Annotated in this window: 11 protein-coding genes; 7 read left to right on the top strand and 4 right to left on the bottom strand. The window is 73.9% G+C overall.

The window, feature by feature from the left end; genetic code table 11:
- Positions 1-102: 102 nt before the first annotated feature.
- Complete coding sequence (locus tag VT50_RS22375; protein WP_046087227.1) at positions 103-1,740, bottom strand: PP2C family protein-serine/threonine phosphatase; 1,638 nt, start codon at positions 1,738-1,740, stop codon at positions 103-105.
- Between the two features lie 313 nt (positions 1,741-2,053).
- Here VT50_RS22375 and VT50_RS22370 point away from each other — a divergent pair, with 313 nt between their 5' ends.
- From VT50_RS22370 to VT50_RS22360, 3 genes are all read left to right on the top strand, one after another.
- Positions 2,054-3,478 (top strand): hypothetical protein, encoded by a 1,425-nt coding sequence (locus tag VT50_RS22370; RefSeq protein WP_046087226.1) that lies wholly within the window; start codon positions 2,054-2,056, stop codon positions 3,476-3,478.
- A 544-nt stretch (positions 3,479-4,022) separates the two neighbouring features.
- The gene (locus VT50_RS22365; protein ID WP_046087225.1) at positions 4,023-5,189 is read left to right on the top strand and encodes a glycosyltransferase family 4 protein; all 1,167 of its coding nucleotides are present in this window, start codon (positions 4,023-4,025) and stop codon (positions 5,187-5,189) included.
- Between the two features lie 23 nt (positions 5,190-5,212).
- Positions 5,213-6,442, top strand: coding sequence for a glycosyltransferase (locus VT50_RS22360; protein ID WP_046087224.1), 1,230 nt, complete (start codon positions 5,213-5,215; stop codon positions 6,440-6,442).
- Between the two features lie 13 nt (positions 6,443-6,455).
- On the opposite strand, the gene VT50_RS39080 is transcribed toward VT50_RS22360, so the two are convergent.
- Positions 6,456-6,683, bottom strand: a complete 228-nt coding sequence (locus VT50_RS39080; protein WP_143645249.1) for a hypothetical protein — start codon at positions 6,681-6,683, stop codon at positions 6,456-6,458.
- 206 nt (positions 6,684-6,889) lie between these two features.
- On the opposite strand from VT50_RS39080, the gene VT50_RS22355 reads away from it, so the two are divergent.
- The 4 genes from VT50_RS22355 to VT50_RS22340 all read left to right on the top strand — a co-directional run bounded on the left by VT50_RS22355 (position 6,890) and on the right by VT50_RS22340 (position 12,129).
- Complete coding sequence (locus VT50_RS22355) at positions 6,890-10,525, top strand: hydantoinase B/oxoprolinase family protein (RefSeq protein ID WP_046087223.1); 3,636 nt, start codon at positions 6,890-6,892, stop codon at positions 10,523-10,525.
- Positions 10,526-10,566: 41 nt separating this feature from the next.
- A complete protein-coding gene (locus tag VT50_RS22350) occupies positions 10,567-11,391 on the top strand; it encodes an ankyrin repeat domain-containing protein (protein WP_053048631.1) in 825 nt (274 codons plus the stop codon).
- 28 nt (positions 11,392-11,419) lie between these two features.
- Positions 11,420-11,617 (top strand): hypothetical protein, encoded by a 198-nt coding sequence (locus VT50_RS39675; RefSeq protein WP_046087222.1) that lies wholly within the window; start codon positions 11,420-11,422, stop codon positions 11,615-11,617.
- A 209-nt stretch (positions 11,618-11,826) separates the two neighbouring features.
- Positions 11,827-12,129 (top strand): WhiB family transcriptional regulator, encoded by a 303-nt coding sequence (locus tag VT50_RS22340; RefSeq protein ID WP_046087221.1) that lies wholly within the window; start codon positions 11,827-11,829, stop codon positions 12,127-12,129.
- Positions 12,130-12,180: 51 nt separating this feature from the next.
- Here the strand turns inward: VT50_RS22340 and VT50_RS22335 are convergent, their stop codons facing one another.
- A complete protein-coding gene (locus VT50_RS22335; protein ID WP_158083223.1) occupies positions 12,181-13,158 on the bottom strand; it encodes a LysR substrate-binding domain-containing protein in 978 nt (325 codons plus the stop codon).
- Positions 13,159-13,180: 22 nt separating this feature from the next.
- Complete coding sequence (locus VT50_RS22330) at positions 13,181-13,510, bottom strand: non-heme iron oxygenase ferredoxin subunit (protein WP_206269459.1); 330 nt, start codon at positions 13,508-13,510, stop codon at positions 13,181-13,183.
- Positions 13,511-13,543: the final 33 nt, after the last annotated feature.

Raw genomic sequence — 13,543 nt, 5'->3', positions numbered from 1 at the left:
CGACGGAGGGCGACACGCGGGGCCACCGCCTGAAGGGCAGTACGCGGGGCCGACGCTTCATGAAGGGCCGTTCATCACGTCACGCCGACGCGGGGCGCCGCGTCATGCGCGGGCGCCGGTGACCCTGGCGATCAGCACACAGGCGTCGTTCTCGCGCGGCTCGTCGCCGAACGCCTCGGCCACCGTCCGTACGCACTCCTGTGCGCCGTGGGCGGCGGTCAGCCGTGGCGCGAGCGCGAGCAGCCGCTCGGTGGCGCCCTCGGCGTCCCTGGCGAGCCGTCCGGTGTGCAGCACCAGCAGATCGCCCGGCTCCAGCCGCTCCGCGCACTGGGTGTACGCGGCGCCCGCGGTGGCGCCGAGCAGCACGCCGTCGGGGGAGCGCAGCGGGCGCCCCGTCCCGTCGCGGAACAGCAGCGGGGCGGGGTGTCCGGCCTGCGCCCACGCCAGGGTGCGGGTGCCCGGGTCGTACTGCGCGCATACGGCGCCGACCAGCGCGGGCTGGGAGGAGACGGCCAGCAGCTGGTTGAGCCGCCCCATCAGCGCGCCGGGCTCGATCCCGGCCACCGCCATGCCGCGCACGGCGCCCAGCAGCATGGCCATGCCGCAGGTGGCGGTCACACCGTGGCCGGTGAGGCCGCCGACGCTCAGCAGGGTGTGGCCGCCGGGGAGTTCGAGTGCGTCGTACCAGTCGCCGCCGATCTGGGCGCTGGACTCGGAGGGCAGGTAGTGGGCGGCGAGGTCCAGGGCGGCGCCGTCGGCCGCCGGACCGGCACCAGGGAAGCCGTCACGGGCCGGGAGCCGGAGCGAACCGCGCCACGGCGGCAGCACGGCCTCCTGCACCTCCACCGCCAACCGGCGCTCGGTGCGGGCGATCCGCCGCTGGTGGCGCAGTGTGTCCCGGCTCTCGCGCACCGCCCGCTCGCTGCGGCGCAGCTCGCTCACGTCCCGGAGCACGGCCCACATGGAGGCGGTGCTGCCGTCGGTGTCCAGCACCGGCTCGCCCGCCATATGGACGGTGCGCACCACCTCGTCCTCGCGCACCACACGGAACTCGCCGTCGATCGGCTTTCCGTCCACCAGACAGTCCGTGACCATCGCGGTCAGGATCGGCTGGTCCTCGGAGAAGACCCAGGAGGGCAGCTCGTCGAGGGTGAGTCCGCCGTCCCCGGGGTCGCGGCCGAAGATCCGGCAGAGCTCGTCGGACCAGATCACCTCGTCGGTGAGGAGGTTCCACTCGGCGCTGCCGACCCGGCTCAGCAGCGAACCGCCGCCGGTGGGGGCGTGATCCGCGGCCTCGCTCCGGGCCGGGGCCCCGCCCGCCGCGTCGCCCTCCGGCCCGGGGAGACCGATGGCCTCGACGGAATCGATGGGCTCGACGGAATCGAATGTCTCGGCGGAACCGATGGTCGCGGCGGGGCCGATGGTTTCGATGGGACCGGCGGTCCCGGTGGGGTCGACCGGCCTGGCGGGACCGGCCGTCTCGGGGGCATCGGCGGGCAGTCCCTCGCGCAGCTCGCCCAGATGGCGGCCCAGATCGTCCAGCTGGTGGGCGGCGAGCTCGCACAGCGCGCGCTGCCAGCGCACCTGCGCGTCATCCGTGCCGCCCAGGTCCGCGACGGTGTCGCGGCGGACGGCGTCGAGCCCGCCGCGGAGCAGCTGGGTCTGGGAGATGAGGGCGTCCACCGTGTCACGCTGGGGAGGCGGTACGGCGGGATGGTCCGCGGAGCGGGGGGACGGCATGACGTTCTCCGATACGGGCGCGGCGCGGCCGGGTCTTGAGGGAGGGACCGGTAACGACTCTTGCACAGGCTGCGACATCCCGTAAGCGGTTTGGCAATACCCGATCCGGTGGTGCTTGAGGCATATGCCGATGGCCTTCCGGGTGCATATCGGGCGGGAATCGGCGGAGGCCGCGATTCCGGGTAGGCTGCGGCGCTCGGGAGTCCCTTAGTCCCGCACCGTTCATCACGCATACGGCGGCAGGACATCGGCAAGAATGCCGATCGACGGAAATCCCGTTGCCAGCGAACCTCCCGCACCGGATGCTGACCTCATGTTCGATCCAGACATAGCGCCCAGCGGCACCCTGCTCGGCCTCCTGCAGCGAGGCCGCGGCGACGGGACCCTGCATGCCCTCGCCGCGCCGCGGGCCGAGGCGCTCGCGGCACTGCACCACTGTGTGCTGCGCGACCCCCGCCGTGACTGGCAGGTCGAGAACCGCTCGCTCTATTACGCCAGGCTCTGCCTGGACCTCGACGCCGGGCTCGACGAGATCGAACAGCATCTGTTCCACCCCGACGACCTGGTCAGCGACGACGAGGAGCGCACCGGGCTCGCCCTCTCCGTCCTCGGCCACCTCGCCGCCTACGGCAGGTCCGACGCGCTGCGGCTGCTGCGCCGCTACGCCGCGGCCGGCAGCAACTGGGAATGGGCCCTCGACGAGCTGGCCCTGCGCGACGACGACACCGGGCTGCGCGGCCTCGCCCCCGCGATCCTCGCCCACTTCCCCCGCACCCCCGACGGCGACGCCGAGCTGGCCGCCGTGGTGCGCGGCGCCTACGAACCCCGGCCCTGGCGGCTGTGGGCCGACGATCCGGACCACGGGCCGCGGGTGCGCACGGCGGCCGAGCGCGGCGCCTTCGACCGGTGGCAGCGCCAGCTGCGGCCCTCTGGACCGCGCCCCGGCTGGAGCGTCCACGACATCCTGCTGTGGGCCCAGCGGGAGCACGATCTGAAGCCGGACGCCCGCCGCCCCGACGCGGCCGCCCGCTGTCTGGCCGCCGTCGCCGGTCCCGAGGACCGGCCCGAACTCCTCGCCGCCGCCGCGTCGGCCCCCGACGCCGCCCGCGCCGCGGCGCTGCGGCACCTCGCGGAGATCGGCGACCCCGAGGTGCTCGACCTGATCGAGACCGCCGTGACCGAGCCGGACGCCTCCCAGCTGGTCTCCCAGGCGGCCCTCTCCGCCTTCGAACGCATGCGCAGTATCGCCGCCCTCGACCGGGCCCGGGTCTGGGCCCACCGCCCCGACGCCCTCGGGGACGCGGCGGCGGCGATGCTCGCCTGCCGCGGCGGCCAGTACGACACCCAGCTCGTGCTCGCCGCCCTCCGCCGCACGGTCCGGGCCGAGGGCCCGGACGCCCAGACCCTGTGGACCCTCGTCGACGGCGCCGGGCGCCTGACGATCTCCTGCGCCGCGCCCGTCCTGCGCCATATCTACCGGGAGACGGCCTCCTCCCACCTCCGCGGCCGCGCCGCCCGCGCACTGGCCGCCACCGATCCGTCCTTCGCGGCGGGCTTCGCGGTCGAATGCCTCTGGGACTGCGAGGAGAGCACCCGCGAAGTCGCCGCCCGCCACGCCGCCACCGCCGACGCCCGCGTCGTCGAACAACTCCGTCGGCTGGCCGCCGACCCGGCGGAGGAGGCCGAGGTCCAGACGGCGGTCCGCAGCCGCATCGGGCCCGAGACCCCGGGCTTCTGACCCCGGCCGCCCGCGACGTACGGGCCCCGACGTACTCCCCCCGGGGTCCCGGGGCAGGTGCCCCAAGATCCGCGGACGGGCAACCCCCGGGGGCGTCGGACGCGGGCTCCTCCGAGGCCGTCGGGCGTAGACCCCCAGGCGTCGGGCGCAGGCCCCTCCAAGATCCGGGCGCAGGCACCCCCCAAGGCGTCGGGCACAGGCCCATCAAGGCAGTCGGACGCGGGCGCGCCCAAGGTGCCGGACGCAGGCCCGTCCAAGGCGTCGCGTGCAGGCAACCCCTAAGCGTCCGGCGCCTCCTTCCGGGGGCGGGTGAAAGGCTCCTCACCCTCCGCATCACCGCTCCGCCCCGAACAGGGCGTTCGCGGCGAAACATTCACGCCGAGTGACTGGCCGCCGATTCCAGTGGTTTCATCCGGGTTTGCCGTGATCCCTCCGGGGCCCTGAGCGGGCCCCCCGGGGTGCGAGGGCCAACGCTCATGGGACGTTCCACGGCGCGAAACGTTCACGATGCCGGGGCCACCCTTCGTACGCCGACAACACCGGTATGCGTGTCGCCATCGTGACTGAATCCTTCCCACCCGACATCAACGGCGTCGCTCACTGCACGCTGCAGACCGCGGACCACCTCCACCGCCGTGGTCATCACCCCTTGGTCATCGCACCGGCGGGTCCCCCCGGAGGGCCACCGCCCGCCACGGCCGGTGGCCCGCCCGAGAGCCAGGGGGAGGTGGACCGGTCGCATCCGTACCCCGTCGTCCGCATCCCGTCCCTGCCCCTGCCCGGCTATCCGCAGGTCCGGGTCGCGCTGCCCAGCCGGAAGCTCGCGGCCGCGATCACCTCCCACGGCAGCGATGTCGTCCACCTCGCCAGCCCCTTCGTCCTGGGCGCGCGCGGGATGACCGCCGCGCTGCGGCTGCGGATACCCGCGGTGGCCGTGTACCAGACCGACCTGGGCTCCTACGCCCGCACCTACCTCGGCGCGGGCGAGAACGCGGCCTGGCGGCGCATCCGCGCCGTGCACACCGCCGCCGACCGCACCCTCGCCCCCTCCACCGCCGCCGCTCGTGACCTGGACGAGCACGGCGTGCCGCGGATCCGGCTGTGGCCGCGCGGGGTCGACACCGAGCGCTTCCACCCCTCGCGCCGCGACCCGGAGCTGTGCCGCTCGCTCGCCCCCGGCGGTGAGCCGATCGTCGGCTACATCGGCCGCCTCGCCCCGGAGAAGAACGTCGAACTGCTCGCGCCGCTGAGCGGGCGCCCCGGCGTCCAGGTGGTCGTGGTCGGGGACGGGCCGAGTGAACCCGCGCTGCGGGCGGCCATGCCGAGGGCCCGCTTCCTCGGCCGCCGCACCGGCGATGACCTGGCCCGTGTCTTCGCCTCGCTGGACGTCTTCGCCCACACCGGGCCCCAGGAGACCTTCTGCCAGACCGTGCAGGAGGCCCAGGCCAGCGGCGTCCCGGTGATCGCGCCCGCGGCGGGCGGCCCGCTCGACCTGATCGACCACGGGCGCACCGGACTGCTGGTGCCGCCCGGGGACGCGACCGAGGTGAGCGACGCCGTCTCGCTGCTCGCGGCCGACGCGAGGCTGCGGGCGGCGCTGGGGCGCGCCGGGCGGGTGGCGGTCGAGCGCCGCACCTGGGAGGCGATCGGTGACCAGCTCATCGACCACTACACCGAGGTCCTGGCGGCCCGTACGGCGGTCGCCGCATGAGCGCCGTGGGAGGAGAGCGGGCCATGAACGACGGCAAGGGGCTGCGCATCGTCCGGCTGGCCAACTTCGTCACCCCCGCCTCCGGCGGCCTGCGCACCGCGCTGCGTGAGCTCGGAGCCGGGTACCAGGCGGCCGGGCACGAGGCCGTCCTGGTGGTGCCGGGCGAGCGGGTCTCGGACGAGCACACCCGGCAGGGACGGGTGATCACGCTGCCCGGGCCGACCGTCCCGGGCACCGGCGGCTACCGCGTACTGACCGACCGGCGGCGGCTGGCCCGGCTGCTCGACGGCCTCGCACCGGACCGGTTGGAGGTGTCGGACCGCACGTCCCTCCGCTGGACGGGGGAGTGGGCGCGGCGCGCCCGCGTACCGGCCGTGATGGTCTCCCACGAGAGCGCGGACGCCGTGCTGCGCACCTGGGGTGTGCCGGACGCGTTCGCCGGGGGAGCCGCGGACCGGCTCAACCTCCGTACCGCGCGGGCGTACTCGCGGATCGTCTGCACCACCGAATGGGCGGCGCGCGAATTCGTACGGATCGGCGCGCGGAATGTCGTACGCGCCCCGCTGGGCGTGGATCTCGGCCACTTCCACCCCTGCCACTACGACGCGGCGCTGCGGGACCACCACCGTGGTGGGGCGGCCGTGCTCCTCGCCATGTGTTCGCGGCTGTCGCCCGAGAAGCGGCCGGGCCGGGCCCTCGACGCGCTCGCCGAGCTGCGTCGGCGGGGCGTCTCCGCGGCGCTCGTGGTCGCCGGGGACGGGCCGCTCCGGGCGCGTCTGGAGGCCCGCGCCCGCGCCGAGGGGCTTCCGGCCGTCTTCCTCGGCCATGTGGCGGAGCGGGCGGGGCTCGCCGCGCTCCAGGCGAGCGCCGATGTCGTGCTGGCACCGGGCCCGGCGGAGACCTTCGGACTCGCCGCACTGGAGGCGTTGGCCTGCGGTTCGCCCGTCGTCGTCAGCGCGCTCTCCGCGCTGCCGGACATCGTCGGCGCGGCGGGCGAGACCGCCGCGGACAGCGGAACGGCCTTCGCGGACGCCGTCGAGCGCGTCCTCGGCCGCTCGGAGCCCCTGCGCCGGGCCGCGGCCCGGGCGCGGGCCGAGCGCTACGGCTGGCCCGTGGCGGTCGCCTCCTTCCTGGCCGCCCATGACGCGTCCACCGAGGGCGTCCGGTGCGCCGACGGCGGTCGGCTCCCGCGCCCCACCCTCCCGGCCGCTCCGGCGGCCGCCGCGCCCCGGGCCGTCGGCGGTGTGCGGTGAGCGCAGCCGCCGCTCACCCGGGGACCGCACTGGCACGGAACCGCCCCGCAAGGAGGCCGTCCCTACGGAGGTCGTCGCCGCGGACGCCGCCCGTACGGGGGCCGTTGTCGCGGGGGCTGCCTGTGCGGACGCTGCCCTTACGGGGGCCGTCGCCGCGGAGGCTGCCCTTACGGGGGCTGTCATTGCGAGGGCCACCCGCACGGACGCTGCCCGTGGGGCCGTTGTCGTGGAGGCTGCCCATACGGAGGCCATCCTCCCGGGGACGGCCCTCGCGCCCGCCGACCCGCGCGTCCAGCCGTCCGCTCCCGCGTCCGGGCTCGCCCCGCGATCCGCGCGCCCGCCCGCCGACCCGCGCGTCCAGCCGTCCTCGTCCGCCGACCCCGTACCTCACCCGTCCGCCGGTCCGCTCATTGCCGACACACCGCCGTCCGCTGCGACAATGGCGGGGTGACGGGTCGCTGGGAATTCTGGATCGACCGGGGCGGAACCTTCACGGACGTCGTCGGCAAGCGTCCGGACGGCCGCCTGGTCACCCGCAAGCTGCTGTCCCACCATCCCGAGCGCTATACGGACGCCGCCGTCGCCGGGATCCGGCAGACGCTGGGGCTCGGCCCCGACGATCCGGTCCCGGCCGACCGGATCGACGTCGTCAAGATGGGCACCACGGTCGCCACCAACGCCCTCCTGGAGCGCACGGGCGAGCCGACCGTCCTCGTCGTCACCGAAGGGTTCCGGGACGCGCTGCGCATCGCGTACCAGAACCGCCCCCGCCTCTTCGACCGCCGGATCCTGCTCCCCGGGGCGCTGTACGACCGGGTGGTGGAGATCCCCGAGCGGGTGGACGCCCATGGCGGGGTCGTCCGCCCCCTGGACCTCGACGCCGCCGCCGAGGCGCTGCGCACCGCCCACCGCGACGGCTTCCGCAGCGCCGCGGTCGTCCTGCTGCACGGCTACCGGCACGCCGCGCACGAACAGGCGGTCGCCGCGGTGGCACGCGACCTCGGCTTCCCGCAGGTGAGCTGCTCCCACGAGGTCAGCCCGCTGATGAAGCTGGTGTCCCGCGGTGACACCACCGTGGTCGACGCCTACCTCTCGCCCATCCTGCGCCGCTATGTGGAGGACGTGGCCGCCGAACTGCGCGGTATCCGGCTGATGTTCATGCAGTCCAACGGAGGGCTGCGGGAGGCCGCGCACTTCCGGGGCAAGGACGCGGTGCTGTCCGGGCCCGCGGGCGGCGTGGTGGGCATGGCGCGCTCCTCCGGCGAGGCCGGACACGACCGCGTCATCGGCTTCGACATGGGCGGCACCTCGACCGATGTCTCGCACTATGCGGGGGAGTTGGAGCGGATCTTCGGCACCGAGGTCGCCGGGGTGCGGATGCGCGCCCCGATGATGAACATCCACACCGTGGCGGCGGGCGGCGGTTCGGTGCTCCACTTCGACGGGCGGCGCTACCGCGTGGGGCCGGACTCGGCCGGGGCCGTCCCCGGCCCCGCCTGCTACCGGCGCGGCGGCCCGCTGACCGTGACCGACGCCAATGTGATGCTGGGCCGGATCCAGCCGGACCACTTCCCCGCGGTCTTCGGTCCGCGCGCCGACCGGCCGCTGGACGCGGCGACCGTGCGGGAGCGCTTCGCCGCGCTCGCCGAGGAGATCGCGGAGGCCACCGGCGACCGGCGCGGCCCGGAGGAGGTCGCGGCGGGCTTCCTGGACATCGCGGTGCTCAACATGGCCAACGCGGTCAAGAAGATCTCCGTACAGCGCGGCCGTGACGTCACCCGTTACGCGCTCACCAGCTTCGGCGGCGCGGGCGGCCAGCACGCCTGCGCGGTCGCCGACGCGCTCGGCATCGGCACGGTGATCGTGCCGCCGCTCGCGGGGGTGCTCTCCGCGTACGGCATCGGCGTGGCCGACGCCACCGCCATGCGCGAGCAGGCCGTCGAGGCGGAGCTGGGCGAGGAGAGCGAGGAGGGCCAGGAGGACGGGGAGACGCTGCGGCGGGTGCGCGAGCTGTGCGCGCGGCTGGCCGACCAGACCCGTGGCGAACTGCTCGCGGACGGGGTCCCGGAGGACACCCTGGACACCGTCGCCCGGGTCCATCTGCGGTACGCGGGCACCGACTCCGCCATCCCCGTCCCGCTCGGCTCCGGCCCCGCGATGACCGAGGACTTCGTCCGGGCACACCGCACCCGCTACGCCTTCACCATGGACAAGCCGCTGGTCGTCGAGGCGGTGTCGGTCGAGGCGGTCGGCGCGTCCGGGCCCACCGGCGGCCATGTCGTGCAACGGCCGCCCAGGGAGGGCGAACTGGCGCCCGTGACGACCGTAAGGATGTTCTCGGAAGGGCGCTGGCAGCGGACGGAGCTCTACGAACGCGACCGTATGCGCCCCTCGGACCGGGTCACCGGGCCCGCGGTCGTCGCCGAGGACGACGCCACCACCGTGGTCGACCCCGGTTGGCAGGCCACCATGGGAGAGCGCGGCCATCTGCTGCTCACCCGGGTCCGGCCGCGCCCGAGCACCACCGCGGTCGGCACCGAGGTGGACCCCGTGATGCTTGAGGTCTTCAACAGCCTCTTCATGGCCATCGCCGAACAGATGGGCGTGCGCCTGGAGCACACCGCCCACTCCGTCAACATCAAGGAGCGGCTCGACTTCTCCTGCGCCCTCTTCGACGCCGAGGGCAACCTCATCGCCAACGCCCCGCACATCCCGGTGCACCTGGGCTCCATGGGCGAGTCCATCAAGGAGGTGCTGCGGCGCAACGGGGGCACGATGCGACCGGGCGATGTGTACGCGATCAACGACCCGTACCACGGAGGCACCCATCTGCCGGATGTCACCGTGGTCAGCCCGGTCTTCGACGAGCCGGGGGAGGAACTGCTCTTCCTGGTCGCCTCGCGCGGCCACCACGCCGAGATCGGCGGCATCACTCCCGGCTCCATGCCCGCCTTCAGCCGCACCATCCAGGAGGAGGGCGTCCTCTTCGACAACTGGCTGCTGGTACGGGACGGGGCGCTGCGCGAGCGGGAGACCCGCGAACTGCTGACCGGCGGGCCGTATCCGTCCCGCGCCCCGGACGCCAACCTCGCCGATCTGCGCGCCCAGATCGCCGCCAACGAGAAGGGCGTCCAGGAACTGCGCCGGATGATCGTCCAGTTCGGCCTCGATGTCGTGCACGCCTACATGGGGCACGTCCAGGACAACGCCGAGGAGTCGGTGCGTCGCATCGTCGCCGGGCTGCGCGACGGTTCGTACCGCTACGAGACCGACGGCGGGGCGGTCATCCGCGTCAGCCTCACGGTGGACCGCGACGCGCGCGGCGCCGTCCTGGACTTCACCGGCACCTCGCCCCAGCGGCCGGGCAACGACAACGCGCCCAGCTCGGTGGTGATGGCGGCCGTGCTCTATGTCTTCCGCACGCTGGTGGCCGAGGACATCCCGCTCAACAGCGGCTGTCTGAAGCCCCTGGAGGTCCGCATCCCCGAGGGCTGCATGCTGGCGCCCGTCTTCCCCGCCGCCACGGTCGCCGGGAACGTCGAGACCTCCCAGGCGGTCACGGGCGCCCTGTACGCGGCCCTGGGCGTCCAGGCCGAGGGCTCCGGCACGATGAACAACGTCACCTTCGGCAATGACCGCGTCCAGTACTACGAGACGGTCGCCAGCGGCTCCGGGGCGGGGGACGGCTTCGACGGCGCCGACGCCGTACAGACCCATATGACCAACTCCCGGCTGACCGACCCCGAGGTGCTGGAGTGGCGCTATCCGGTGCGGGTGGAGCGCTTCGCGATCCGCCGGGGCAGCGGTGGCCGCGGCCGATGGCGCGGCGGCCAGGGCGTCACCCGCCGCATCCGCTTCCTGGAGCCGATGACCGTCGCCCTCCTCACCGGCCACCGCCGGGTCGCCCCGTACGGCATGGCGGGCGGCGAACCGGGCGCGCTGGGCGCGAACCTGATCGAGCGCGCCGACGGTTCGGTGGAGCGCCTGGACGGCCGTGACGCGGCGGACGTCGGGTGGGGCGACGTCCTGGTCGTCCACACGCCGGGCGGCGGTGGTTACGGCCCGCCGGACGCGGCTGGGTAGGCCGGGGACGGATTGTCGGTGCCGGATGTCAGATTGGACGCATGACCGACTGGCAGGACATCCACGACTGGACGAATCTGAGGGCCGTGCGCGCCGTGCTCGCAGCGGGGTCCGACCCCGACCGCGTCCTCGGCGGTCATACGGCGCCGCTGCACTCCGCGGCCTGTTCGGGAAGCGCCGAGGTGCTGGCCGAACTGCTCACGGTGGCACGGGAGGTGGACCAGCCGGACGGGGCGGGCCGCACCCCGCTGTGGCACGCGGTGCGCGACTGGGACCGGGAGAAGGCGTCGGCGCTCATCGCGGCCGGGGCCGACCCCTGGCGGCCCCGCGAGGCCGACGGGCGGTGCCCGGGCGCGCTGGCGTGGTGGACGCCGCTGGCCGACCTGGTGGCCGATGTGCCGGGCGCCCGGGAGCCGTCCCCCGAGGAGCGGGCCGAGCAGCGGGCGGCCGATGAGCTGATCGCCGCCTTCGACGGCGAGGGCGGGGACTATCAGGACTGGGGCTGTGTGGCGTTCGTGGCCGGGCGGAGCGTGCCGGAGGTCGTGGCCGCGCTGGGCGGAGACATCGTCGCCACCATCGGCGAGCACGAGCACGAGCACGAGCACGAGCACGAGCACGAGCACGAGCACGAGCACGGGAACGGGAACGGGAACGGCGAGGAGGACGGCGAGGCCGACTACGCGGATGTCCTGCTGGAGGAGGGGGCGAGTGCTGGTCGGCGCCGCGCCCGGCGGTGTGGTGCTCCAGCAGTTCGACGGCATCGCCATCCACGACGAGGAGGTGCTGGCACCGCTCTCCCGGGGCGCCGTGGCCGTCTCGGTCTTCGACCACCCCGACGCGTACATCCACCCCTCCATAGCCCGTGACGGGGTGATGTGCTCCTGCCAGGAGGTCATGCTCGATCCGGACCAGGGCGACCCGGCGGAGGCGTGGCGCTACCGCTTCGGGGACAGCGGGCATCCGTCCAACTGGACGGCGCGGGCGCTGGCGATGGCCGCCGCGGTCACGGGGGTCGCGGTCGACGGCGGTCCGCGGTGGATCGGCCGTCCGGGCAGCAGTGTCATCCTGCTGCCCGAGCGGCTGCGGGACTAAGCAGGTGATACAACCCCGGGGCTCACCCAGGTCGCCCGAACGAGGCATGGCGTGTTCGGATCCGTTTGCCGCCGCCACGATCGGAAACCCGAACCCTGTCAAAGTCCGCCCGGACGCGCCCGCATGACCCACGGGCGCCCGCCCCGCGCACCCCGTGCGTGAGGCTGCGGCGGGTGCTTTGAGTAATGTCGTTCACGGAAGGGGCAGCCATGGCCTGGTGGCACAACGCCGAATGCACGCACGAGGATCCGGAGCTGTTCTTCCCCGTGGGGGTGGCGGGCCCGGCGGCCCGGCGGCAGGAGACGCTGGCCAAGGAGGTCTGCCGGCGCTGTCCGGTGATCCAGGAATGCCTGGACTACGCGCTGGAGAGCGGAATGACCCACGGGGTCTGGGGCGGCACCGGTGAGGAGGAGCGCCGTGCGCTGCGCCGCCGGACGCAACGTCAGCGGCGTCAGTCGCGCGGCGGCGGGCGCGAGCAGGAGCGGTCCACCTCCCACGCCGCGAGCAGGTGAGCCGGCCGGCGTGCGCCAGAGGAGCCGGTGGCCTTGATGGCGCCGTCCGCCTCAGGACGGGTTCGGTATCTCGGCCGCGTCGAAAAGCTTCTCCGCGATGGCCATGAAGGCGCGCACCTCGGGCGCGTGGCGGCGGCTTCGCAGACATACGGCGAATGCCTCGGTGAAGACGTCGGCGTCGAGAATGGGGAGCATCCAGGTCCGGGGTTCGTTGACGTACTCGACCTCGGTGCTGATGCCGACGCCGAACCCGGCGAGGACCGCCTCCCGTACGCCCTCGCGGTCGACCTCAAGGGTCACCTGCGGGGTGATTCCCCGGTCGTCGAGGGCACGCTCGAGCACGAGCCGGCTGGTGGACCCCTGCTCGCGCATGACCAGGGGTGCGTCCGCCAGCTCCATGAGGTCGATACCGTCCCGCCCGGCCCATGGATGGTCGTCCCGGCAGAACAGCACCACCCGCTGTTTGCTCGACGGCAGTGCCATCAGCTGGGTGTCGAGGGTGGCCTGACCGACGATGCCGACGTCGATCCGCTGTTCGGCGAGCTGCTCGATGACCGTGGCGGAATTGGCCAGCTGCAGCGAAACCGTCACCCCGGGATACGCCTCGGTGAAGGCCGCGAGCACCCGCATGACGTAGTAGGGGGCCACTCCGCCGACCCGCAGCTCGCCGCGCACCGCGGTCGCCGATGAGCCGAGCAGATCGACGATCCGGCCGTGCAGATCGAAGACCTGCTCGGTCAGCTCGAAGAGCTGTTCCCCGAGCGGCGACAGCACCATCCCGCGGGGTGTGCGCCGTACCAGCTCGATGCCGTAGTGGGACTCGAGTTGGCGCAGCTGGATCGTCACCGTGGGCTGACTGACGTGCAGCAGCGCGGCCGCGCCGGTGACGCTTCCCGCCACTCCGACGGCGTGGAACGAGCGGAGCTGGTTGAAGCTGACGTAGGGGAGACCGGCCGAGGCCCCGCTCTCACGGGGCCTGGGGGGCTCCGCCATGACGCGCCGCAGCCTCGCGGCTCCGCCCGCTGCCATCGCCGTCACCTCACGTTCACGCTCACCCCGGGATCCGCACCCAGACGTGTCCATCTTCAACCTTGGTCGGATAGACGTGAAGGGTGTCGACGACGGGTGGGCCCATCGGCTTGCCGGTCGGCACGTGGAACACTCCTTGGTGCCGTGGGCACTCGATGGTGTCGCCCTGGAGGTAGCCCTCGGACAGGGACGCCTCCTGGTGGGTGCAGCAGTCGTCGGTCACGTGGTAGCCGCCGTCTTCCAGGTGGAAGACGGCGAGAGTCCGGCCGCACGCCTGGACGCAGACGACGTCGTCCTCCTCGACCTCGTCCGACGCCGCCACGGCGTGCCAGCCTTCCAGTGCCTCGTTCACATCGTTCCTCTCCGTTCCGGGGCCCGACGGGCC

The organism is Streptomyces antioxidans (assembly GCF_000968685.2).
GTDB classification, from domain to species: Bacteria; Actinomycetota; Actinomycetes; order Streptomycetales; family Streptomycetaceae; genus Streptomyces; species Streptomyces antioxidans.
The sequence above is the reverse complement of the archived record's forward strand: the minus strand, read 5'-3'. Positions and strand labels throughout refer to the sequence as shown.